This is a genomic window from Methyloversatilis sp. XJ19-13, assembly GCF_024580155.1.
Lineage (GTDB): Bacteria > Pseudomonadota > Gammaproteobacteria > Burkholderiales > Rhodocyclaceae > Methyloversatilis.
In genome coordinates this window covers 233,049-255,297 of record NZ_JANINH010000004.1, presented here as the reverse complement: position 1 = coordinate 255,297, position 22,249 = coordinate 233,049, and the positions used below count along the sequence as shown (strand labels likewise).

Sequence of the window (22,249 nt, the reverse complement as noted above, 5' to 3'; positions counted from 1 at the left end):
CCGCCTGCGCGGCCGCCCATGGAGATGCCCCGATGAAACCCACTGCCCGCGGCATCGCGGTCGCCCCCCATCACCTGGCCAGCGAATCGGCGCGCGACGTGCTGCGCGAAGGCGGCAACGCGATCGAAGCCATGATCGCCGCGGCCGCGACGATCGCCGTCGTCTACCCGCACATGAACGCGCTCGGCGGCGACGGCTTCTGGCTGATCGCCGAACCGGGCCAGCCGCCGCGCGCGATCGACGCCTGCGGCGCCGCGGCGGTGATCGCCAGTCGTACCTGGTATGCCGACCACGACGTGCGCAACCGCCTGCCGACACGCGGTCCGCTGGCCGCACTGACGATGGCCGGCACGGTGTCGGGCTGGCAACTGGCGCTTGAAGCGGCGGCTCAGGCGGGTGGGCACCTGCCGCTGTCGCGCCTGCTGCGCGATGCCGAACACCATGCGCGGACCGGCACGCCGGTTTCGCGCAGCCTGGCACGCGGCCTGCGCGCGAAGCAGGACGAACTGCGCCATCAGCCCGGCTTCGCCGCGCATTTCATGCCGGACAAAACGGTACCGCAGGCCGGCGACGTGCTGTGCCAGCCACGTCTGGCCGACACGCTCGCCCAGCTGGCGCGCGCCGGGCTCGAAGATTTCTACCGCGGCGACCTGGCGCGCCGCATGGCCTCCGCGCTGGGCGCCGCAGGCAGCCCGTTGCGGCTGTCCGACTTCCTGACGCATCGCGCGCAATGGCGCACGCCGTTGAAGCTCGCGCACAGCCTTGGCCATGTGTACAACACACCACCACCCACCCAGGGTCTGCTGTCGCTGCTGATACTCGGTCAGCTCGACCGCCTCGGGCTCGACGGACTGCATGGCCAGTCTGCCGAATTCATCCATCGCGTGGTCGAGGCGACGCGCCAGGCCTTCGTGATCCGCGACCGTCACCTGACCGATCCGGCACGCATGCGCACGGACGCGCAGTCGCTGCTGTCGGACGACTGCCTCGACATGCTGGCCGACAGCATCGACTTGCAGCGCGCCGGTGGCTGGGTCAGCGGCGCGCCGGGCGATACGGTGTGGATGGGTGTGGTCGACGCCGAAGGCCGCGCTGTGAGCTTCATCCAGAGCATCTACCACGAGTTCGGAAGTGGCGTGATCGCCGGCGACACCGGCGTGCTGTGGCAGAACCGCGGCATCAGCTTTTCGCTGGCGACCGGCGCGCTCAACGCACTGGAACCCTGCCGCAAGCCGTTCCATACGCTCAACCCGCCGATCGCCCAGCTGACTGACGGGCGCACGGTCGTCTATGGTTCGATGGGTGGCGACGGACAGCCGCAGTTCCAGGCCGCCGTGCTGCTGCGCCACCTGCTGTTCGGCGACGACGTGACGGCCGCCGTCGCGGCGCCGCGCTGGCTGCTCGGCCGCACCTGGGGCTCGGACAGCGACACCCTCAAACTGGAGTCGCGCTTTGCGCCCGAAGTGTTCGACGCGCTGCGCCAGCGGGGTCATGTCGTCGAATCTCTGCTCGAATTCGACGAAAGCGCCGGCCACGCCGGCCTCATCGTGCGCCACCCCGACGGCCGCATCGAAGGCGCCGCCGACCCGCGTTCGGATGGTTCGGTCGAGTACGCCTGACGGTATGTCCGTAAGGACAGCGGACCGACACCGGTCATCTGCACATACTCATTGCCGGAGACCGTCCATGTCACTGCGTCCTGTCCTGCCCGGCCTGCTGGCTGCCGCGCTTTCTCCCTTCGTGCTCGCGCAGAGCGCACCACCCTGCCAGGCCACCCGCAGCTGGGTCCCGGTGGTCGAGCTCTACACGTCGCAGGGCTGCAGCAGTTGCCCGCCGGCCGACGACTGGCTGCGTTCGCTGAAACAGGCGGCCGACGCGCAGCAGGTCGTGCCGCTGGCTTTCCATGTCGATTACTGGGATTACCTGGGCTGGCGTGACCCGTACTCATCCGGCGCCCATTCCGCACGACAGCGCCGGCTGGCACGCGCCGAGGGGGGCAGCGTGGTCTACACGCCGCAGGTCAGGCTGTCTGGAGACGACTTCCGTGGCTGGCGTTCGGCCGACACGGTGCGTTCGATGCTGGCGCGCAAGTCGCCGGAACCGGCCGCCGACGTAACGCTGTCGCTTGATCTGCGCGGCCAGGTGCTCAAGGTCGATGCGCGCACCACGCTGCCGGGCGACTCGGTGGGTTACGTCGCCGTATATGAACGCATGCTGGGGTCGAAGATTTCGGGTGGCGAAAACGCAGGGCGCACCTTGCAGCACGACTTCGTCGTGCGCACCCTGATCGGCCCGTTCACGCCCGACGCACAGGGGCGGTTCAACCTGATGCGCGACATTGCGCTCGACCCGTCGTGGAAACGCGCCGATCTCGGCGTGGCACTGCTGCAGGCCGATGCCGATTCGGGCGCCGCGCGGCTCGGCGCATCCCTGGCACTGTGCGCCGCACCCGAGCGCCTCAGCGCGCTGACTTCCAGCGCGCCACGCCGATGAGCGCCTGAAACAGCGCCTCGACCGACGCGGCCGACATCGTGTAGGGATCGAATTCCGGGCGCGGACAGTACTTCAGGAAGAGCGCCCGGTTCTCGGCGGTATAGCCGACGTACCCCATGCCCCAGTCGGTGAAGTCGCGCTGCGCGATTTCCTTGAGCTCCAGCAGCAGCGGATCGCGGTGCCGCGCATCGGCCACGATGCGGTGATAGGCAGCATTCACCTGATCGCGGCCACCTTCCAGGCATTGCAGGAACACGCTGCCGGTGTAGCACAGGGCGCCGGTGATGCCGTCCCGCGCATTGTTCGCCTGCGAAACCTGCAGGATCTGGTCGATATCGCCCGGCCCGACGTCGGGCTGGACGCGGCTGGCGTAGATCAGTCGGACTAGCATCGTTGTCTCCTCGTTCCGTCGTCATTCAATCGCGGTCGCCCTGCCGCTGGAACAGGGGATTGTGCAGCGGCGCGCCGGCTGCCGGTCGACCGGTAGAATGACGGCCTTATCCAGCTGTCCGTCCCACATGTCCATCCAGTGGTTCCCCGGTCACATGACCGCCGCGCGCAAGCACGCGACCGACGCGATGAAGTCGGTCGACGTGGTGGTCGAGGTGCTCGACGCACGTCTACCCGACGCGAGCAGCAATCCGCTGATCCACGCCATCCGCACGCATCGCAACCGGCCCTGCCTGAAATTGCTGAACAAGGCCGATCTGGCCGACCCGGAAGCGACGGCAGCCTGGCTGAAGCATTTCAACGCCCAGCCGAACACGAAGGCGGTGTCGATTTCGGCGCGCAAGCCGGGCGACGCAAAACGCATCGAGCAGCTTGCGCAGTCGCTCGCACCGCATCGTGACGACAACCTCAAACCGCTGCGCCTCATCATCATGGGTATCCCCAACGTCGGCAAATCGACGCTGATGAATGCGCTGGTGAAGAAGCATGTCGCCGCGACCGGCGACGAGCCGGCGATCACCAAGAGCATCCAGCGCATCCACCTGACGCCGCGGCTCACGCTGTACGACACGCCGGGCCTGATGTGGCCGAAGATCGAGCATGAAAGCGACGGCCTGATGCTGGCGGCCAGCCATGCCATCGGCCGCAACGCCATCATCGACGAAGAGGTCGCGACCTTTCTCGGCAACCTGCTGCAGGCGAAGTACCCGGCACTGATGACCGCCCGCTACGGCTGCACGCCGGACATGGACGGCGTGTCGGTCATCCAGCACATTGCCGCGCGGCGCGGCTACCGCATCAAGGGCGGTGCGCCGGATTACGAAAAGGCATCGTTCACCCTGCTGCAGGACTATCGCGACGGCGCCATCGGCCGCGTCAGCCTCGAAACCCCGGAATCGCGCGCCCGGATGCTGGCCGCCGATCGCGCGGCCAAGGCAGAAAAGGCGATGCAGAAAGCACCGGTCGACGACACCACGTCGGCGGACTGACGGGAACCGGGGCTGCGAAGGGTACTGCAGGGTTCCGGGCTGTGCTCCTGANGCGATGAGGTGGTCGAGCACTTCTACGCCATTTCCGCCGAGCGCCGCGTGCAGCATCCGCTGGTGCAGAAGGTGCTCGGTCAGTAGTACGCCCGCTCTGGCAGCCGGCGGCCATGCCGGGTTCTCGGAACACGGGTCGTGGGGCCTGGGCTGTGGGAGCCTGGGTTGTGGGAGCCTGGGTTGTGGGAGCCTGCTGTGGGAGCCTGCTGTGGGAGCCTGCTGTGGGAGCCTGCTGTGGGAGCCTGCTGTGGGAGCGGCGGCCTCGCCGCGATACGCACGCTGCACAACGACCATCGCGGCACTGATCGCGGCGAGGCCGCCGCTCCCACAGCCGCTCCCACAGGCCGCCGCTCTCAAAGGGGCCGCTCCAACAGGGCGCACTGCATTGACTGTGGTCGCAGCAGCCGGAAGGCTGCCGCGAGCGCGCGCCAGAAGGTGGCTGTGTCAGTCGAGCGACTCGTCCAGCGTCGCGGCCGCCCCCTGACACACGACATGCGCCAGTCCGGCACACTGGCTCAGCACATGGTCGGCGTAGAAACGGGCGCTGGCGATCTTGGCGCGATGGAAGCCTGCGTCGGTGCTGCCGCCGGCCAGGTGACGGTGCGACAGCAGCGCCGCACGCGCCATCTGCCAGCCGCCGGCGGCGCGACCGAACAGGCCGAGCAGCGGCACCGCCCCGGCCAGCACGGCACGCACATCGCTGCGGAAATGTCCGACCACGAAGTCCACGCCGCGCTCCAGTGCCTGCGCCGCGTCGCGCAGGCCGGCGGCGATCACGACCAGAGCCGCATCACCGGTCGCCTCAAGCGCAGCGCACTGCGCATGCATGTCGGCGATCACTGCGCGCGCGGCGGCACCGCCGTCACGCGCGATCTTGCGGCCAACCAGATCGTTGCCCTGGATGGCCGTCGTGCCTTCGTAGATCGTGGTGATGCGTGCGTCGCGCAGGTACTGCGCCGCACCGGTTTCCTCGACGTAGCCCATGCCGCCATGCACCTGCACGCCCAGTGAAGCGATGTCGTTGGCGGTTTCGGTGCTCCAGCCCTTGACCAGCGGAATCATCAGTTCGACGAAACCCTGTGCGCGCGAACGCGCCTCCTGGTCGGGGTCATGTTCGGCGCGGTCCAGCGACGCCGCCGTCACGGCGGCCAGCGCGCGCATCGCCTCGACCTGCGACTTCATCAGCATGAGCATGCGGCGCACATCCGGGTGGCGGATGATGGCGACGCGCTCGCCCGACTTCATGCCCGCTTCGCTACCCTGCACCCGCTCGCGCGCGTAGTCCATCGCGCGCTGCAGCGCGCGCTCGGCGACCGCGATGCCCTGCAGGCCGACCGCGTAACGCGCGGCATTCATCATGATGAACATGTACTCGATGCCGCGATTCTCCTCGCCGCACAGCCAGCCGATCGCGCCACCGTCGTCGCCGTAGGCCATGACACAGGTCGGACTGGCATGGATGCCCAGCTTGTGTTCCAGCGACACGCAGCGCACGTCGTTGCGCGCGCCCGGCCTTCCGTCGGCGTCCGGAACGAACTTGGGCACGATGAACAGCGAAATACCCTTCATGCCCTCGGGTGCGCCCGGCGTACGTGCCAGCACCAGATGCACGATGTTGTCGGCCAGTTCGTGCTCGCCGAAGGTGATGTAGATCTTCTGGCCGAACACACGCCAGCTGCCGTCTGCCTGCGGCTCGGCGCGGGTGCGCACGGCGGCGAGGTCGGAGCCGGCCTGCGGCTCGGTCAGGTTCATGGTGCCGGTCCATTCGCCGCTCACCATCCTGTCCAGGTACAGGTGCTTCTGTTCATCCGAACCACACAGCGACAGCGCTTCAATGGCGCCAGCGGTCAGCAGCGGGCACAGCGAAAATGCCATGTTCGCGCCCATCACCATTTCCTGGATCATCGCGACCACCACATGCGGCATGCCCGCTCCGCCATGTGCCGGGTCGCAGCCCATGCCGTTCCACCCGTTCTCCGCGTACTGCCGGTAGGCGTCGCTGAAGCCCTCCGGCAGCGTCACACGGCCATCGGCGCCCAGCGTGGCGCCGGCGCGATCGCCGATCCAGTTCAGCGGCGACAGCACTTCGGAGGTGAAGCGCGCGGCCTCGTCGAGCACGGCATCGACCACGTCCGGGCTCGAATCCTCCAGCCCGGGCAGCGCCACCACTTCGGCCAGCCCGGCCAGTTCCAGCGCGAAACGCATGTCGCGCAGCGGGGCAATGTATTCACTCATGGCTCACTCCTCCGGGGCTCTGGCGGCCCGTTGATGCCGTGCCGCCGAACGCGGCGGCGAAAGACTTACCTGCGACTTCCCACCTGCTCCCAGCTCCGGCTACCCCAGCTCCGCAACCAGCTTGGGGACCAGTTCGAACAGGTCGCCGACCAGGCCGTAGTCGGCGACCTGGAAGATCGGTGCGTCGGCGTCCTTGTTGATGGCGACGATGACTTTCGATTCCTTCATGCCGGCCAGATGCTGGATGGCACCCGAAAGACCGACTGCAATATAAAGATCGGGTGCGACGATCTTGCCGGTCTGACCGACCTGGGAATCGTTCGGCGCGTAGCCCGAATCGACCGCGGCGCGGCTGGCGCCGAGCGCGGCACCGAGCTTGTCGGCCAGCGGTTCGAGCACGCTGTGGTAAGCCTCGGCACTGCCCAGCCCGCGTCCGCCGGACACGACGACCCGTGCCGAGCCCAGTTCGGGGCGCGCCGACTGCGACAGTTCCTGCGACACGAAAGTGGCCAGCCCGGTCGCCGCCGGTGGCTGGATGGCTTCGATCGCAGCGCTGCCGCCGGCAGCCTGCGCCGGGTCGAACGCGGTCGCGCGCACCGTGATGACCTTGATCGCGTCGCGGCTGTGCACCGTGGCCAGCGCATTGCCGGCGTAGATCGGGCGCACGAAGGTGTCGGCCGACTCCACCGCGACGATGTCCGACACCTGCGCGACGTCGAGCAGCGCGGCGACGCGTGGCATGAAGTTTTTGCCGAAGCTGCTGGCCGGCGCCAGCAGGTGGGTGTAGCCGGCAGCCAGCGACAGCACGAGCGCGGCGACGTCTTCCGCCAGTACGTGTTCGAAGTGCGGCGCGTCGGTGTTCAGCACCTTCGCAACGCCGGCGACCGCCGCCGCTGCGCTCGCCGCACCGGCGCAGCCGTGGCCGGCGACCAGTACGGTGATGTCGCCGCCGATCTTCGAGGCGGCGGCAATCGTGTTCAGCGTCGCCGGGCGCAGCGCGGCGTTGTCGTGTTCGGCAATGACCAGAATGTTCATGTCAGGGGTTCCTCAGCGCAGCACTTTGGCTTCGTTGCGAAGCTTCGCGACCAGTTCGGCGACGTCGGCCACCTTCACGCCGGCCTGCCGCTTCGGCGGTTCGGCAACGCGCAGCGTCGTCAGGCGCGGCGTCACGTCCACGCCGAGTTCGTCGGGCGACAGCGTGTCGAGCGGCTTCTTCTTCGCCTTCATGATGTTGGGCAGGCTGGCGTAGCGCGGCTCGTTCAGGCGCAGATCGGTGCTGATCAGCGCCGGCAGCGCAACGCTGACCGTCTCCAGCCCGCCATCGATCTCGCGCGTCACCACGGCGCGACCGTCCGCCAACCGCACCTTCGACGCGAAGGTCGCCTGTCCCCAGCCGAGCAGCGCGGCCAGCATCTGCCCGGTCTGGTTCGCATCGTCGTCGATGGCCTGCTTGCCGCAGACGATCAACTGCGGCGCTTCGCGCTTCGCCACCGCGGCGAGCAGCTTGGCCACCGCGAGCGGCTGCAGTTCGACCTCGGTACCGACCAGGATGGCGCGGTCGGCGCCGATCGCCATCGCGGCACGCAAGGTGTCCTGGCAAGCCGAAGTCCCGCAGGACACGACAACCACCTCGCTCACCGTGCCGGCCTCGCGCAGCCGCACCGCCTCTTCCACCGCGATTTCGTCGAACGGATTCATCGACATCTTCACATTGGCGGTTTCCACGCCGCTGCCGTCGGCCGCCACGCGGATCTTCACGTTGTAATCGATCACCCGCTTGACCGGAACCAGTGCTTTCATCGTTCGCGCCTCCTGCGCCGATAGGTGCTGCCACGTCCATACGGATGCGTATGTCCAGTGCCATACGCTACCGTATGCCTGAATCCATGGTCAATACCCGAATGCGGAATAGCCTCATGCCGGAATCCGAAACGCTCGTGCCGCGGCCGCAGACAGACCGCGACACCTGGCTTCACGCAGCCACCCAGACCCTGGCGGACAGCGGCGTCGACGGCGTCAAGGTCGAAAGCCTCGCGCGTCAGCTCGGGCTGACCAAGGGCAGCTTCTACTGGCACTTCAAGGACCGGCGCGCGCTGCTCGACGCCCTGCTCGAGCATTGGCGGGCCGGCCGCATCGACGACATCACGCAGCGCACGCAATGTGCGCCCGGTCACGAGATCGCGCAACTTCACCACGTGATCGACACCTACAGTCTGGCCCGCAACCAGCGCGGCATGCGCGTGGAACTGGCGATCAGGGACTGGGCGCGCCACGACGCAGCGGCTCAGACCGTGATCGACGCCGTCGATGCGGTGCGACTCGACTGCGCCGCCGCGCTGTTCGTCGCCGCCGGCCACGGCGTCGACGAAGCCGCCAGCCGCAGCCTGCTGCTGTACGCATACGTGTTCGGCCTCGGCATGATGGACGGCGAACGCGAGGCGCTGCGTCCTGCCGCCTCGCGCGCCTTCATCACACGCCTGATCACCGGCGGATGAGTGTTTGCGCACCGAAGTGCGCACTGATTCGCGCCACTGTCATGGCTGGCGACGGATAATCCCGCGCTGCCGCATGGCACCTGTTGAACCGTGCCGCCCGAATCCACAGAAAGGAAAACAGATGTCCTTCCCCGCACCCGAAATCTTCAAGGCCTACGACATCCGCGGCATCGTCGACAAGACGCTGACCGCGGAGGCGGTTCGCGCAATCGGCCACGCGCTTGGCTCCGAAGCCGTCAAGCGCGGCCAGCGCACCATCGCGGTCGGCCGTGACGGCCGGCTGTCCGGGCCCGAACTGGCGGGCGCACTGGCCGCCGGCATCAATGCCGCCGGCGTCGACGTGCTGGACATCGGCTGCGTGCCCACACCGCTCTCGTACTTTGCCGCCTTCGATCTGGGCACCGACAGCGCGGTCAGCGTGACCGGCAGTCACAACCCGCCCGACTACAACGGGCTGAAAATGGTGCTCGGCGGCCAGACGCTGTATGGCGACATGATCCAGGACCTGCGCCGGCGCATCATCGAAAACGATCTGGTGCATGGCGTGGGCACCACCCGCCATGCCGACGTGCGCGATGCCTACATCGCCCGCGTGACGTCCGACGTGAAGCTCAAGCGGCCAATGAAGATCGTCATCGACTGCGGCAACGGCGTAGCCGGTGACATCGGCCCGAAGCTGTTCGAAGCCCTGGGCTGCCAGGTGACGCCGCTGTTCTGCGAGGTCGATGGCCACTTCCCGAACCACCATCCGGATCCTTCAAAGCCGGAAAACCTGGAAGACCTGATCCGTGTGCTGGCCGCGGGTGACGCCGAAATCGGTCTCGCCTTCGACGGCGACGGCGACCGTCTGGGCGTGGTCACGCGCGACGGCGAAATCATCTACCCCGATCGTCAGCTGATGCTGTTCGCCGCCGACGTGCTGTCGCGCCAGCCCGGCGCGCAGATCGTTTATGACGTGAAATGCACGCGTCTGCTCGCACCCTGGGTGCGCGAACACGGCGGCGAGCCAATCATGTGGAACACCGGCCACGCGCTGATCAAGGCCAAGCTCAAGCAGAGCGGCGCCGCGCTGGCCGGCGAAATGAGCGGCCACATGTTCTTCAAGGAACGCTGGTTCGGCTTCGACGACGGCCTGTACGCGGCCGCCCGACTGCTGGAAATCCTGTCCGCCTCGCCCGACGGCAACGCCGTGCTGAAGGCACTGCCGACCGCGATTTCGACGCCCGAGCTCAACCTCAAGATGAACGAGGGCGAGCCGCATGCGCTGATCGCCGAGATGCAGCAGTCGGCGGTGTTCGACGGCGCGCGCGAAATCATCAAGATCGACGGCCTGCGCGTCGAGTACGCCGACGGTTTCGGCCTGATGCGCGCCTCGAACACCACGCCGGTCGTCGTGCTGCGCTTCGAAGCCGACACCGACGCCGCGCTGGCCCGCATCCAGGCCGATTTCCGGGGCGTGTTGCTGCGCGCACGGCCGGATCTGAAGCTGCCGTTCTGAGTCGGTTGCAGCACCGTCGGCCGGTCCTGCGGATCGGTCGACGGTGCTGCAACCGGATGCAACCGGTGACACATTTCGTGTCGTGTGCAAAATAAGAGCTCAAGACCCTCAATCTTGAGTCCGGCATGCCGAAACCGGTGCATGCCGAATCACGACACCACCTCCACTTCCATCTTCGTCGGGCGCCAGCCGATCCTCGACAGGAAGGGCGCCTTGTACGCCTACGAACTGCTGTTCCGCTCCGGCCAGATGGATCATGCGGAATTCAGCAGCGACATGAGTGCAACCGCCCGCGTGATCACCACGGTGTTCAACGAACTGGGTCTGGAAAACTCGCTCGGCAACGCCTTCGGCTTCATCAACGTCAGCGAAGAAATGCTGATGTCCGAAGCGATCGAATTGCTGCCGCCGGACAAGATCGTCATCGAACTGCTGGAAACGATCCCGCCGACGCCAATGGTCATCGAGCGCGCGCGCGACCTGGTGGCCAAGGGCTTCCGACTGGCACTCGACGACGTACTCAGCCTGGAAGACGACTTTCGGCCGCTCATCGAAATCGCATCCTTCGTCAAGATCGACCTGCTGGGCATCGATCCGGATACGCTGCCGGGCATCGTCAACAGTTTCAAACCCTACAAGGCGAAACTTCTGGCCGAAAAGGTCGATAGCGCCGAACAGGCCCAGCGCTGCAACGAACTCGGCTTTGCCTATTTCCAGGGTTACTTTTTCGCCCGCCCCAGCGTGCTGAGCACACGCGCGCTGAAATCGAGTGAAACGACGCTGCTGCGACTGCTTGGCCTCGTGATGGGCGACGCAGAAACGGTCGCGATGGAGCCGCTGATCAAGCAGGAGCCGGCACTGCTGGTGAACCTGATGCGGGTTTCGAACTCGATCGGCAATGGCGGCCGCCAGATTTCGTCCGCGCGCGAGGCCATCACACTGCTCGGGCGCACGCAGCTGCAGCGCTGGCTGCAATTGTTGCTGTTCTGCCCGCAAGGCAGCGAGCAGGCCGGCGGCCCGCTGCTTGCCATGGTGGCCACCCGCGCCCGCACCATGGAGCTGCTGGCGGAAAGGTGCGACAGCCGTGATTGCGACCCAGAGTGCGCCTTTCTGACCGGCATCCTTTCGCTGCTGCCGGCGCTGCTAGGCGTGCGGATGGACGAAATCCTGAAGACCCTGACGGTGACCTCCTCAATACAGGATGCCCTGAATGATGGCTCGGGCAACCTCGGCGCGCTGCTTACACTGATGCGCAACTGGGAGGACAACGCGCTGCACGAGTTCGGGCTTACGCTCAGTCGATTGCCGGCGCTCGGTCTGAGCGATTTCACGAACGCGACCTCCGAATCCATGAGCTGGGCGGCAACGCTAGGCCAATAACCAGAATGCTCAAAAGGAAGACTCCATGAACGCAATGGAACGCATCTTCAGTGCCACCGCCCAGCTCCCGGTCATTCCGCGGGTAGTGCAGAAGATGATCGACACCCTCAAGCATGAAGATGCCGACCTGCAGCCGCTGATTGCCGACATCCGGCTCGACCCGGTCATCAGCGCGCGCGTGCTGCGCATCGCCAATTCGGGCTTCTACGGCAGCCGCCGCACGGTAGGCTCGATCGACGATGCAGTCCGCCTGGTCGGTACGCGCGTGCTGCGCACGCTGGTCATTTCGGCCGGGGTCAGCAGCGCATTTCCGAAAGTACCGGGTGTTGACCTGAAGGACTTCTGGCGCCACGCATTGATGACCGCCAGCGCCAACGCACTGCTGGCGCGCCACGCCGGCGAGAGCGCCGACAACGCCTATGTCGCCGGCCTGATGCACCGGCTGGGCCAGCTGATGATCCACATCGCTTTTCCGCGTATCGCCGAAGAGATTGCACGCGATTGCCATGGACTCAGCGTCAGCGAGCGCGCGGCCGTGGAACACCTGAAGCTGCATACCAACCACTGCGAAGTGGGCGCCGAGCTGGCAGCACGCTGGAACTTTCCGGATGACGTCGCCCTGGCCATGCAGTACTACTGCCAGCCGCATCACGACAGCGCCACGCGCCTCGCGCGGCTGACCAATGTGGCCGCCCAGATCGCGATGGAGATCGATGAAGACGTGAAGCCGGAAGACATCGCCGAGCACCTGAACCGCAGCATCACCGACCTGTGCGGCCTCGACCGCACGGCCATCCTGCCCGACATTGAGTACTGCGCGGAACACGCGGCGGAAGCAGAACTGGCGCTGTGACCCGCTGCGGCCAGCGCAACGCCGGCGTGCCGGGTCAGCGCATCTTCGGATTCAGCGTGCCGCGGTTGTAGTCCTTGTCGCCCGGCATCAGCACGCGGGTACCGAACCAGCCGCCCTGAGCGCCTTCGGGTCGCAAGTGATTTTCCGGGTAGGTATCGGCAATCTTCTTCGCTTCGGCCTGTTTGACCTGATCGATGAACTTCCAGCGTCCGTCGGGGAGCAACTGCACCTTTTCGCCGGCTGCCGTCGTCGCCTCGATCACCGTGCCCTCGCCGGCCTGCACCAGCCCGCCGGCGACGAACGCCAGCAGCATGACCATCGCCTGTTTCATCACAGCCTGCCCTCCACCCATGCGGTGACACCGGACAGCGCCGCCGGCAGATTTTCCGGCTGCGTGCCGCCGGCCTGCGCCATGTCGGCCTTGCCGCCGCCCTTGCCGCCAACCTGTGCCGCAACGAAATTGACCAGTTCGCCGGCCTTCACCTTCGCCGTCAGATCCGGCGTGACGCCGGCGATCAGGCTCACCTTGCCATCGTTGACCGCGGCCAGCACGATGGCAGCCGAACCGAGCTTGTCGCGCAGCTTGTCCAGCGTTTCGCGCAGCGCCGGTACATCGGCGCCTTCCATCACCGCCGCCAGCACCTTTGCGGTGCCGATGGTCACGGCCTGCGCGGCCAGATCGTCGCCCTGGCTCGATGCCAGCTTGCTCTTCAGCCGGGCCAGTTCCTTTTCGAGCGCGCGCACGTGATCCAGCGTCTGCGCAATCTTGGCCGGCAGTTCCGTCGGCGGCGCCTTGAAGGCCGCAGCCGCCTGTGCGACCAGCCGGTCCTGTCCCTGCACGAACCCGACCGCGTTTTCGCCGGTGATCGCTTCGACCCGGCGCACGCCTGCCGCGACGCCGGCTTCGACCGTGATCTTGAACAGCCCGATGTCGCCGGTGCGCGCCACGTGGGTGCCACCGCACAGTTCGCGCGATGAACCGATGTCGAGCACGCGCACCTCGTCGCCATACTTTTCGCCGAACAGCATCATGGCGCCGGTCTTCTGCGCGTCCTCGATCGACATCACACGCGCTCGCGTCGCCGCATTGGCGAGGATTTCCGTGTTGACGATGCGCTCGACGCGGGCGATTTCGTCGTCGGTCATCGGCGCGTGATGCACGAAGTCGAAGCGCGTCTTGTCGGCATCGACCAGCGAACCCTTCTGCGCCACATGCTCGCCCAGCACCTCGCGCAACGCCTTGTGCATCAGGTGCGTGACCGAGTGGTTGCGCGCGGTGGCGGCGCGGGCGCGCGCATCGACGCGCGCGCTGACCGTGTCGCCGACCGCCAGCCGGCCGGTGCCGACCACGCCGTGGTGACCAAACACCGCCGCCTGTATCTTCAGCGTGTCCTCGACGGTGAAACAGACACTCCCCTCTCCCGCATCAGCGGGAGAGGGGTTGGGGGTGAGGGCAGCATCAGCGGGAGAGGGGTTGGGGGTGAGGGCCGGTCGCGTTTGATCCGCTCAAAAAACGCCCTCACCCCGGCCCTCTCCCGCTGATGCGGGAGAGGGAGAAAGCAGCACACCGCGATCACCGACCTGGCCGCCGGATTCGGCGTAGAACGGCGTCCGGTCGAGCACCACAACGCCCTGCTCGCCCTCGGTCAATGAAGCGACCGGCGTTCCGTCCTTGTAGAGCGCCACCACCCGCGCATCGTCGACGGCAAGCGTGTCATATCCACGGAACACGGTCGCCGTGTCGTCATACTCCAGCGCGCTCGCCATCTTGAACTTGCCCGCAGCGCGCGCCTGCTCCTTCTGACGAGCCATCGCAGCATCGAAACCAGCAGTATCGACGGCAACGCCTCGTTCCCGGCATACATCAGCGGTTAAATCCAACGGAAAACCATACGTGTCGTGTAACAAGAATGCAGTGTCGCCGCCCAATGTCATGTAGCGGCGCAATTCACCCCACTCGACCGAAACAATTTTTATGTCAAAGTTATCGCGATTCGTATAGGCGACCTCTGCGAGCCTTGTACGCATACCCGGCTCGTCATCGTCCTCGACCAGCAAGACGACCAGACCCGAAATCGAGAAAAATAAGGCGTTCTCCCTCTTATCGATCAGTTCGCTGACGGCTAGGGTCAAGGTGTGATCAATTCGCTCATTGCCCTCTGAGGACGCGAATATCAACAAGACATTTTCTTGATCACCTTTACTGACATGACCATCAAAATTCTGCTTTAACTCCGACGACGAAAATCCTCCGGACCAATTCGTTCCTGATTGCTCACGCAACCATGCGCGGGCGAATTTCTTCCAATTCAACTCGCGTTCCAGGATCGACATTCCACTCTCAATAGTGGCGAAGAAGCGCTCCTCCTCCTGCCGGAGCACGTCCATCACCTTCTGCCGCGCCGCCGCCAGATCCGGATACGCGCCGCCCATCTGCGCCACCAGGTCCGGCACCATGCGGTGGAAAAACGCGGCGCGCGCGCCGAGCTTGTAGCCGTGACGGATGGCGCGGCGGATGATGCGGCGAAGGACGTAGCCGCGCCCCTCGTTGCCCGGGATGACGCCATCGGCGACCAGGAAGGAACAGGCGCGGATGTGGTCGGCCAGCACCTTCAACGACGGATTGTCGAGATCGGCGGTGTGCGTTTCGCGCGCGGCGGCGGCGATCAGAGCGACGAACAGGTCGATTTCGTAATTGCTGTGCACATGCTGCAGCACGGCAGCGATGCGCTCCAGCCCCATGCCGGTGTCGACACTGGGCTTGGGCAGCGGATGCAGCACGCCGGCTTCATCGCGGTTGTACTGCATGAACACGTTGTTCCAGATTTCGATGTAGCGGTCGCCGTCTTCATCGGGGGACCCCGGCGGGCCGCCCGGAATGTCTTCACCGTGGTCGTAGAAGATTTCCGTGCACGGGCCGCACGGGCCGGTGTCGCCCATCATCCAGAAGTTGTCGGACGCGTAGCGCGCGCCCTTGTTGTCGCCGATGCGTACGATGCGCTCGACCGGCACGCCGATCCGGTCGCGCCAGATCGCATAGGCTTCGTCGTCCTCGGCGTACACCGTGACCCACAGCTTGTCCGCCGGCAGCTTGAACACTCCGGTCAGCAGTTCCCACGCGTAATCGATGGCGTCCTGCTTGAAATAGTCGCCGAAGCTGAAGTTGCCCAGCATTTCGAAGAAGGTGTGGTGGCGCGCGGTATAGCCGACGTTTTCCAGGTCGTTGTGCTTGCCGCCGGCGCGTACGCATTTCTGCGACGTGGTCGCGCGGTTGTAGCTGCGCTTGTCGAAGCCGAGGAACACGTCCTTGAACTGGTTCATGCCGGCGTTGGTGAACAGCAGCGTCGGGTCTTCGTGCGGCACGAGCGAACTGGACGCCACGATCTGGTGGCCCTTGGACGCGAAGAAATTCAGGAAGGCGGAGCGGATGTCGGCGCTGGTCATGGTCGGCAATGGGGAATCAGGAGAGCGCTAAACTGCGCGAAACAGCCGCGGATTCTAGCATTCCGCCCGCAGCGCCCGATGACAGCGATGCCACGGAATCGACAGGCAGACAAGGGGGAGGCATGCGTCACATTCTCGCACTCGATCAGGGCACGACCAGCTCGCGCGCGCTGCTGTTCGACACCGCGGGCGGCATCGTTGCCATGGCGCAGCGCGAACTGCCGCAGCACTACCCGCAGCCCGGCTGGGTGGAGCACGACGCCCTGCGCATCTGGACCGATACGGTCGACTGCGTGAAGGAGGCGCTGATGCGCGCCGCGCTTGCGCCGACCGACATCGCCGCAATCGGCATCACCAATCAGCGCGAAACCGTCGTGCTCTGGGACCGCACGACCGGCGAGCCGCTGGGCCCGGTCATCGTCTGGCAGGACCGGCGCACCGCCAGCTTCTGCGCCCGCCTCAAGGCCGACGGCCACGAGGACGCGGTGCGCGCGAAGACCGGTCTGGTGCTGGATCCCTACTTCTCGGCCAGCAAGATCGCGTGGCTGCTCGACCATCTGCCGGGCGCCCGCGAACGCGCGCAGCGCGGCGAACTGGCCTGCGGCACGATGGACAGCTGGCTGGTGTGGCAGCTTACCGGCGGGCGCGAGCACCTCACCGACCTGACCAACGCCAGCCGCACCCAGCTGCTGGACATCCACACCGGCCAGTGGGACGACGACCTGCTCGAACTGTTCGCGATTCCGCGTGCGCTGCTGCCGCGTGTGGTGCCGTCCAGTGGCGCCCTGGCGGCAACCGGGGCCGCGCTGTTCGGCCGCGCGCTGCCGATCACCGGCATCGCCGGCGACCAGCAGGCGGCGCTTTACGGGCAGGGCTGCACGGCGCCGGGATTGGCCAAGAATACCTACGGCACCGGCTGTTTCATGCTCATGCATACCGGCGAACAGGCCATCACGTCGCGCCACGGTCTGCTGACCACCTGTGCGGCGCAGACGTCGGCGCGCATCGAATACGCGCTGGAAGGCAGCGTGTTCGTGACCGGCGCGCTGGTGCAGTGGCTGCGCGACGGACTGGGGCTGATCGCCCGCGCGGGCGACATCGAGGCGCTGGCGGCCAGCGTGCCGGACAGTGCCGGCGTCACCATCGTGCCGGCCTTCACCGGCTTGGGGGCGCCGCACTGGTGCGCCGAGGCGCGCGGAGCGATCTACGGCCTGACCCGTGGCACCACGCGCGCTCACCTCGCCCGCGCCGCGCTCGAATCCATCGCGCTGCAGACGCTGGATGTGATGCGGGCGATGGAAGCCGACGCCGGCGTGCGCCTGCGCGAACTGCGGGTCGATGGCGGTGGCACCGCCAACGCGCTGCTGATGCAGATGCAGGCCGACCTGCTGGGCAGCACGGTGCGCGTGGCGCCCACCGCCGAAACCACCGCGCTCGGCGCAGCCCTGCTCGCCGCCCGCGGCGCCGGCGTCGCCCTGCAGCCGGCGGACGAAGGCGCGCAGCGGCACGAACCGCGCAGCGATGCCGCGCCCGACGCGCTGATCCACCACTGGCAGGCAGCGCTGCGCTCGACCTTGCTGCACGCCGCATCGGCCTGAGGGGATGCGGCAACACCGCAAGAAAAGCGCCGTGGCATGCACTCGGGCAGACACCCAAGCAGTCACCCAGGCAGGCATTTTCCACGACCGCACGCCGGGCACTGCCCGCGCCCGCTTCACCGCGTGCCGGCCTCCGTGGCTTCGCCTAGCATACGTTCGTCCCTACAGTACGGAGCATTCCATGCGCATCCACACCTGCGGCGCCGGCAGCGCCCTGCGCGCCGCTACCCACACCGTACGAATTCTTGCCGGCGCGATGTGCGCCGCCGCCCTGCTCGCGCTTCCGGCCCCGGCCTCGGCAGAAGGTTCGGGCAACGAACTGAGCTACGAGGCGTGGATCGACAGCCCGCGGCGCTTCAAATGCCTGTACGGCTACGCCGCCGACAAGACCGGCGACCATGCCGCGGCGATCCGCATCTTCCAGGACTGCATCGATCGCTGGAACGACGGTTTCTCGATCATCTGGCTGTCGCAGATACTCGAAACCGGCGTCGGCGTACCGCAGGATCTGCCACGCGCCACGGAGCTGCTGCGGCGCGGCGCCGAAAGCGCCGATGGCGACGGCTACCACAGCCTGACGCGCTACCACTATGGCGTCGCGCTGTTCGAAGGGCGCGGCACCGCGGCCGATCCGGCGGCCGACGACTACCTCTTGCGCGTGCGGGCCGCCGCAGTCACCGCCGCCAGGCAATGAAGCCCGGCCGCGCGCGGCCGCTCAAGCTTCGGCGTTGTCGTCGCGCACCAGTTTCCACTTGATCGCCAGGCGCATCAGGTCGATGTCGCTCTTCACGCCGAGCTTCGCCTTGATCTGGTAGTGCGTGTTCTGCGCGGTCTTCGGGCTGATATGCAGCGACTGGCCGATCTCTTCGGCCGAACGGCCATCGAGCAACAGGCGCAGCACCTCGAATTCACGCGGCGACAGCGCATCAAGAGGGTTGTCGATGTCGCTCAGCAACGCCAGCGCGATATCGGGCGCGATGTCGGGGCTGAACACGCGCTGGCGGGCAGCAACCTGGTACACCGCCTTGATCAGTACCTCCGGGGCGCAGCTCTTGGTCACGTAGCCCAGCGCCCCGGCACGCAGTGCCTGGGTCGCGAACAGCGGATCGCGATGCATGCTGAACACCAGGATGCGGGCGCGCGATTCGCGCTGCAGCAGCCGGCGGATCAGTTCGACGCCCCCCATGTCGGGCAGCGACAGATCAAGTATGACGACATCCGGCCCGACGTTGCGGAAAGCCACCAGCGCTTCGCCCGCGGTCGCCGCTTCGGCGTCAATGCGCAGGTCGCCGCGCTGTTCGAGCAGGCGGCGGTAGCCTTCGCGCACCACCGCGTGATCATCGACCAGCAGCAGGCGGATCACGCTGGCGCTCCGCTGGCGGCCGACGGGAATGCCGGATGCGGCGGCATCGACGGTGGGCGTGCCGGTGCCCGCCCGTCCGGCACGCGCAGCCTGACTTCGACGCGCAAGCCGCGACCCGCGAGCGGCGCCAGCACCAGCGTGCCGCCGAGCGCGTGCACGCGCTCGCTCATGCCGAGCATTCCCAGCCCGCCGCTGAAACTCGTGCCGGGGTCGGACAGGCCGTCGTCATCGATGCGCAACAGCAGTTCCGGGCCGTCGCGTCGCAGCGATACCTCGACGTGGCGCGCGTCGCCGTGCCTGACCGCGTTGGTCAGGCTTTCCTGGACGATGCGGTACAGGCTCACATTCAGGTTGTCGGCCAGCGTGTCGACCGCGCCGTCGATCGCCAGCACATGCAGGCAGCGGCCGTGGCTGCTGCGATTGCGGCTGGCAACGAGCTGTTCGAGGCTGGCGGCGAGACCGAATTCCTCCAGCCCCACCGGGCGCAGTTCGCGCAGGATCAGCTGCAGCACTTCCATCATGTGTGCGGTGATGCGCGAAATCGCCTCTGCACTGGGACGCAGCCCCGGCAGCCGGTCGCCGGCCAGCTCATGCACGTACGCCGCCTCGGCCTGGATGGACGTCAGGCACTGCCCCAGTTCGTCGTGCAGTTCGCGCGCCAGATGACGACGCTCTTCCTCGCGGATGTCGAGCAATCGCAGGGCCAGTTGCCGTTGCTCGGCGACAGTCAGTTCCAGACGCTCGGCCAGGTGATTGAACACTTCGCTGATGCGCTGCAACTCAACCAGCTCGAAGGACGGCAGACGTACCGCCAGATCGCCGCGTTCCATGCGCGCGAGGCGGTTCAGGATGTCTGCGGTCGGCTGCAGCGCGCGGCGCACCGGCAGATAGACCAGTATGTTGAGCAGCAGCACGCCGCCGGTGATGAAGAGCAGGTTGCGCACGTCGCGCCACACGGCGGTCGCCTCGCTGGCGTAGTTGGGCGTGATCGTCAGGTCACCCACCTTGATGCCGGGGAACTTGCGCACATAGCCCGCGAACACCGCGTCGTCGCCGACCAGCCGCCGCATCAGCGAGGCCGGCAGCAACAGCGGCTCTGACGCGTCACCGAAGCAGCGCTGCGCCACCGTTCGCGAATACAGGTCGTCAAGTCGCACACAGAACGGGATGAGGCGGCCGATGCCGGCCAGCCCCGACAGATCGAGCCCGCGCAGGTCGCGATCAAAGCCTTGCGTGGCAGCCGTCACCTCGTTCTGCACCAGTTGCGGAATGGTGCTGCCGGTGCGCTGCAGATCGGCGCGGATACGGCTGCGCGCCTCGTGCAGCGTGGCTGCGATCGCGCACAGCAGCAGCGCGAAGGCAAAAAGCGTAATGCGCATCAGCAGGCTGCGCTTGAGATCGACGCGTTTCATGTGGGCGTACCCGGACAGTCCTGCCGGTCGGTGTCGGCAAGGGCCGCATGATAGGACGGACGCAACCACGGGGCGGCAGGCAAATTGACTGCCCGACGATCGGCATATTACCGGCCCCCGGCGCCACGGCGGCCCTTATGCTGAACCGGCGTATCCACAGGAGAAAACTTCATGCGTCCGATTTCGCTCACCTGCCTCCTGGCAGCGGCATTCGCCGCCGTGTGCACCCTTTCCTACAATAGCGCCCAGGCCCGCGACCTGGCGCAGATCCGCAGCAGCGGCACGCTGCGCGTCGGTGTCTACAAGGACTTCCCGCCCTATTCCGACCAGGGTGCCGGCATCGACGTCGACCTCGGGCGCGCACTCGCCGAAAGGCTCGGCGTCAAGGTCGACGTGCGCTCGTACGACGCCGGCGAAAACATGGACGACGATCTGCGCAACATCGTCTGGAAAGGCAATTTTCTCGGTCTCGGGCCGGGTCCGTCCGACGTCATGGTGCATGTGCCGGTCGACCCGGGCATGGGTTTCCGCAACCCGCAGGTGAAGATTTTCGCGCCCTACCACCGCGAAACGATGGCGGTGATCCGCACCACCGAACTGTTGCCGAAGCTCGACGCCATCACCGACGTCACCGACCAGGCACTGGGGGTCGAAACCGAATCGATCATGTCTATCGCCCTGCTGTCGTCGGACGCCGGCCGCCTGCGCGAGCAGATCCATCATTTCCATTCGCCGTACGAGGCGCAGCGCGCACTGGAAGAAGGCCGCATCGCCGGATTCTTCGGCATGCGCAGCCAGGTCGAACCGATCAAGGCGGCGACCGGCGGGAAATTCGTCGTCAGCACGCCACCGCCGCTGCCCGGCCTGCCGCAGGCCGGCTGGGCGCTCGGCCTCGCGGTCGAGGCAGATAACGTGGAACTGGCGCAAGCGCTGCAGGACGCCATCGCGGAGATGGCGCGCGACGGCACACTGGACCGCATATTCGGCAAATACGCGGTGACACGGATGGCGCCCCTGTAGCGCTCCGGCACTTCGCCCGCCTGCCCCGCGCGACAGCGAAAACGAACTCGAATCCGCCGCCGCAGATGGGGCGGCGGGTGTTCATGGGGTTGGGGCTGTTGTTGGGCATCGCTGCGCTCACCCCAACCTGCTCCGGCAAGCCGCCGCCAGATCGCGTTCCGCAGGTTGGGGTGAGCGCAGCGGTGCCCAACATCGTCCACATGCCGGTGCTGCTCAGCCCGGCCGGCCGAACGCCATACAGTCGGTGAACAACCCGCGCACACCGGCCGCGATCAGGTCGCGCGCGCGCGCCATGTTGTTGACCGTGTAGCAGAGCAGTGGTGTGCCTGCGCCGCACACCTGGCGCAAGCGGGCGTCGTCAAGGGCCGCCTCGTTGCAATGGATGGACACCGCGGCGTGTTGGTGCAAACGAGCCGGCCAGTCATCAGGAATGTCGTCGAACAGCAGACCGCGCGGCAAATCGGGCGCCGCCTCGCGCGCCGCCTCAAGGGCGTCCATCGAGAACGAGGACAGCAGCGGCGGCCGCAGGCCGACCGGCCAGCGCGCCGCGACCGCGAGCGCGACGACTTCGCCGGTGCGACGCTCGAAGCCGATGGCCGGCTTGATTTCGATGTTGGCGGTGATGTCCAGCGCCAGCAGGCAATCGAGCGCCTGATCCAGCGTCGGAATGCGTTCTCCGGCGAAGGTCGGGCCGTGCCAGCGCCCGGCATCGAGTTGCCGCAGCGCGTGGGCGCTGTGTGCGCTGACATTGCCGGCGCCGTCCGTCGTGCGCTCCAGCGTTTCGTCATGAATCAGCAGCGGCACGCCGTCGCGGCTCAGCATGACGTCGAACTCGACCATGCCGAAGCCGGCTGCCGCGCCGGTACGGATCGCGGCGAGCGTGTTTTCCGGTGCCGCCGAGCCACCGCCGCGATGGGCGATCCACAGCGGATAAGGCCAGGGCGACCGCCTGGACGTCATCGGGTCGG

18 protein-coding genes and 2 pseudogenes are annotated in these 22,249 nt (G+C 66.8%); 10 read left to right on the top strand and 10 right to left on the bottom strand.

Annotation, left to right across the window (positions count from 1 at the left end; genetic code table 11):
- Positions 1-32: 32 nt before the first annotated feature.
- Together NMQ14_RS07630 and NMQ14_RS07625 are read left to right on the top strand one after the other, a co-directional pair.
- Entirely contained in the window at positions 33-1,619 is a 1,587-nt protein-coding gene (locus tag NMQ14_RS07630) for a gamma-glutamyltransferase family protein (protein ID WP_257094898.1), read from the top strand.
- Positions 1,620-1,686: 67 nt separating this feature from the next.
- The gene (locus NMQ14_RS07625) at positions 1,687-2,493 is read left to right on the top strand and encodes a thioredoxin family protein (RefSeq protein ID WP_257094897.1); all 807 of its coding nucleotides are present in this window, start codon (positions 1,687-1,689) and stop codon (positions 2,491-2,493) included.
- Here NMQ14_RS07625 and NMQ14_RS07620 read toward each other — a convergent pair.
- Positions 2,459-2,884, bottom strand: coding sequence for a BLUF domain-containing protein (locus NMQ14_RS07620; RefSeq protein ID WP_257094896.1), 426 nt, complete (start codon positions 2,882-2,884; stop codon positions 2,459-2,461). The two genes, NMQ14_RS07625 and NMQ14_RS07620, sit on opposite strands and share 35 nt — an antisense overlap.
- A gap of 127 nt (positions 2,885-3,011) precedes the next feature.
- On the opposite strand from NMQ14_RS07620, the gene ylqF reads away from it, so the two are divergent.
- Positions 3,012-3,932 (top strand): ribosome biogenesis GTPase YlqF, encoded by a 921-nt coding sequence (gene ylqF, locus NMQ14_RS07615; RefSeq protein WP_257094895.1) that lies wholly within the window; start codon positions 3,012-3,014, stop codon positions 3,930-3,932.
- 495 nt (positions 3,933-4,427) lie between these two features.
- Here ylqF and NMQ14_RS07610 read toward each other — a convergent pair whose 3' ends face one another.
- The 3 genes from NMQ14_RS07610 to NMQ14_RS07600 all read right to left on the bottom strand — a co-directional run bounded on the left by NMQ14_RS07610 (position 4,428) and on the right by NMQ14_RS07600 (position 8,018).
- Positions 4,428-6,218, bottom strand: coding sequence for an acyl-CoA dehydrogenase (locus tag NMQ14_RS07610; protein ID WP_257094894.1), 1,791 nt, complete (start codon positions 6,216-6,218; stop codon positions 4,428-4,430).
- 99 nt (positions 6,219-6,317) lie between these two features.
- Positions 6,318-7,253 (bottom strand): electron transfer flavoprotein subunit alpha/FixB family protein, encoded by a 936-nt coding sequence (locus NMQ14_RS07605; protein WP_257094893.1) that lies wholly within the window; start codon positions 7,251-7,253, stop codon positions 6,318-6,320.
- A 12-nt stretch (positions 7,254-7,265) separates the two neighbouring features.
- Positions 7,266-8,018, bottom strand: coding sequence for an electron transfer flavoprotein subunit beta/FixA family protein (locus tag NMQ14_RS07600; protein WP_257094891.1), 753 nt, complete (start codon positions 8,016-8,018; stop codon positions 7,266-7,268).
- Between the two features lie 116 nt (positions 8,019-8,134).
- On the opposite strand from NMQ14_RS07600, the gene NMQ14_RS07595 reads away from it, so the two are divergent.
- The 4 genes from NMQ14_RS07595 (at position 8,135) to NMQ14_RS07580 (ending at position 12,444) form a co-directional block, all read left to right on the top strand.
- Positions 8,135-8,713 carry a TetR/AcrR family transcriptional regulator gene (locus NMQ14_RS07595; protein WP_257094889.1) on the top strand — a complete coding sequence of 193 codons (579 nt, stop codon included), beginning with the start codon at positions 8,135-8,137 and terminating at the stop codon, positions 8,711-8,713.
- A gap of 121 nt (positions 8,714-8,834) precedes the next feature.
- The gene (locus tag NMQ14_RS07590) at positions 8,835-10,211 is read left to right on the top strand and encodes a phosphomannomutase/phosphoglucomutase (RefSeq protein ID WP_257094887.1); all 1,377 of its coding nucleotides are present in this window, start codon (positions 8,835-8,837) and stop codon (positions 10,209-10,211) included.
- 141 nt (positions 10,212-10,352) lie between these two features.
- On the top strand, positions 10,353-11,591 hold the full coding sequence (locus NMQ14_RS07585) for an EAL and HDOD domain-containing protein (protein ID WP_257094885.1): 1,239 nt from the start codon (positions 10,353-10,355) through the stop codon (positions 11,589-11,591).
- Positions 11,592-11,616: 25 nt separating this feature from the next.
- Positions 11,617-12,444, top strand: a complete 828-nt coding sequence (locus tag NMQ14_RS07580; protein ID WP_257094883.1) for an HDOD domain-containing protein — start codon at positions 11,617-11,619, stop codon at positions 12,442-12,444.
- Between the two features lie 34 nt (positions 12,445-12,478).
- On the opposite strand, the gene NMQ14_RS07575 is transcribed toward NMQ14_RS07580, so the two are convergent.
- The 3 genes and pseudogenes from NMQ14_RS07575 to alaS form a co-directional block, all read right to left on the bottom strand.
- The gene (locus NMQ14_RS07575; RefSeq protein ID WP_257094881.1) at positions 12,479-12,775 is read right to left on the bottom strand and encodes a hypothetical protein; all 297 of its coding nucleotides are present in this window, start codon (positions 12,773-12,775) and stop codon (positions 12,479-12,481) included.
- A pseudogene (locus tag NMQ14_RS07570) lies at positions 12,775-13,851 on the bottom strand (DHHA1 domain-containing protein); the annotation flags it as partial. The gene NMQ14_RS07575 and the pseudogene NMQ14_RS07570, both read right to left, overlap by 1 nt.
- A gap of 153 nt (positions 13,852-14,004) precedes the next feature.
- Positions 14,005-15,888: pseudogene (gene alaS, locus NMQ14_RS07565) on the bottom strand (alanine--tRNA ligase); the annotation flags it as partial.
- A 122-nt stretch (positions 15,889-16,010) separates the two neighbouring features.
- Between alaS and glpK the strand changes: the two are divergent.
- Positions 16,011-17,486 carry a glycerol kinase GlpK gene (gene glpK, locus NMQ14_RS07560; protein WP_257094879.1) on the top strand — a complete coding sequence of 492 codons (1,476 nt, stop codon included), beginning with the start codon at positions 16,011-16,013 and terminating at the stop codon, positions 17,484-17,486.
- A 181-nt stretch (positions 17,487-17,667) separates the two neighbouring features.
- The gene (locus NMQ14_RS07555; protein ID WP_257094877.1) at positions 17,668-18,180 is read left to right on the top strand and encodes a hypothetical protein; all 513 of its coding nucleotides are present in this window, start codon (positions 17,668-17,670) and stop codon (positions 18,178-18,180) included.
- A gap of 21 nt (positions 18,181-18,201) precedes the next feature.
- Here the strand turns inward: NMQ14_RS07555 and NMQ14_RS07550 are convergent, their stop codons facing one another.
- Positions 18,202-18,849, bottom strand: a complete 648-nt coding sequence (locus tag NMQ14_RS07550) for a response regulator transcription factor (protein WP_257094875.1) — start codon at positions 18,847-18,849, stop codon at positions 18,202-18,204.
- Positions 18,846-20,261: a histidine kinase gene (locus tag NMQ14_RS07545; RefSeq protein WP_257094874.1), complete on the bottom strand. Its 1,416-nt coding sequence runs from the start codon at positions 20,259-20,261 to the stop codon at positions 18,846-18,848. The genes NMQ14_RS07550 and NMQ14_RS07545 overlap by 4 nt, the downstream gene beginning before the upstream one ends.
- Before the next feature lie 171 nt (positions 20,262-20,432).
- Between NMQ14_RS07545 and NMQ14_RS07540 the strand changes: the two genes are divergently transcribed.
- Positions 20,433-21,281, top strand: coding sequence for an ABC transporter substrate-binding protein (locus tag NMQ14_RS07540; RefSeq protein ID WP_257094873.1), 849 nt, complete (start codon positions 20,433-20,435; stop codon positions 21,279-21,281).
- A gap of 213 nt (positions 21,282-21,494) precedes the next feature.
- On the opposite strand, the gene ugpQ is transcribed toward NMQ14_RS07540, so the two are convergent.
- On the bottom strand, positions 21,495-22,241 hold the full coding sequence (ugpQ, locus tag NMQ14_RS07535) for a glycerophosphodiester phosphodiesterase (RefSeq protein WP_257094872.1): 747 nt from the start codon (positions 22,239-22,241) through the stop codon (positions 21,495-21,497).
- Positions 22,242-22,249 lie beyond the last annotated feature (8 nt).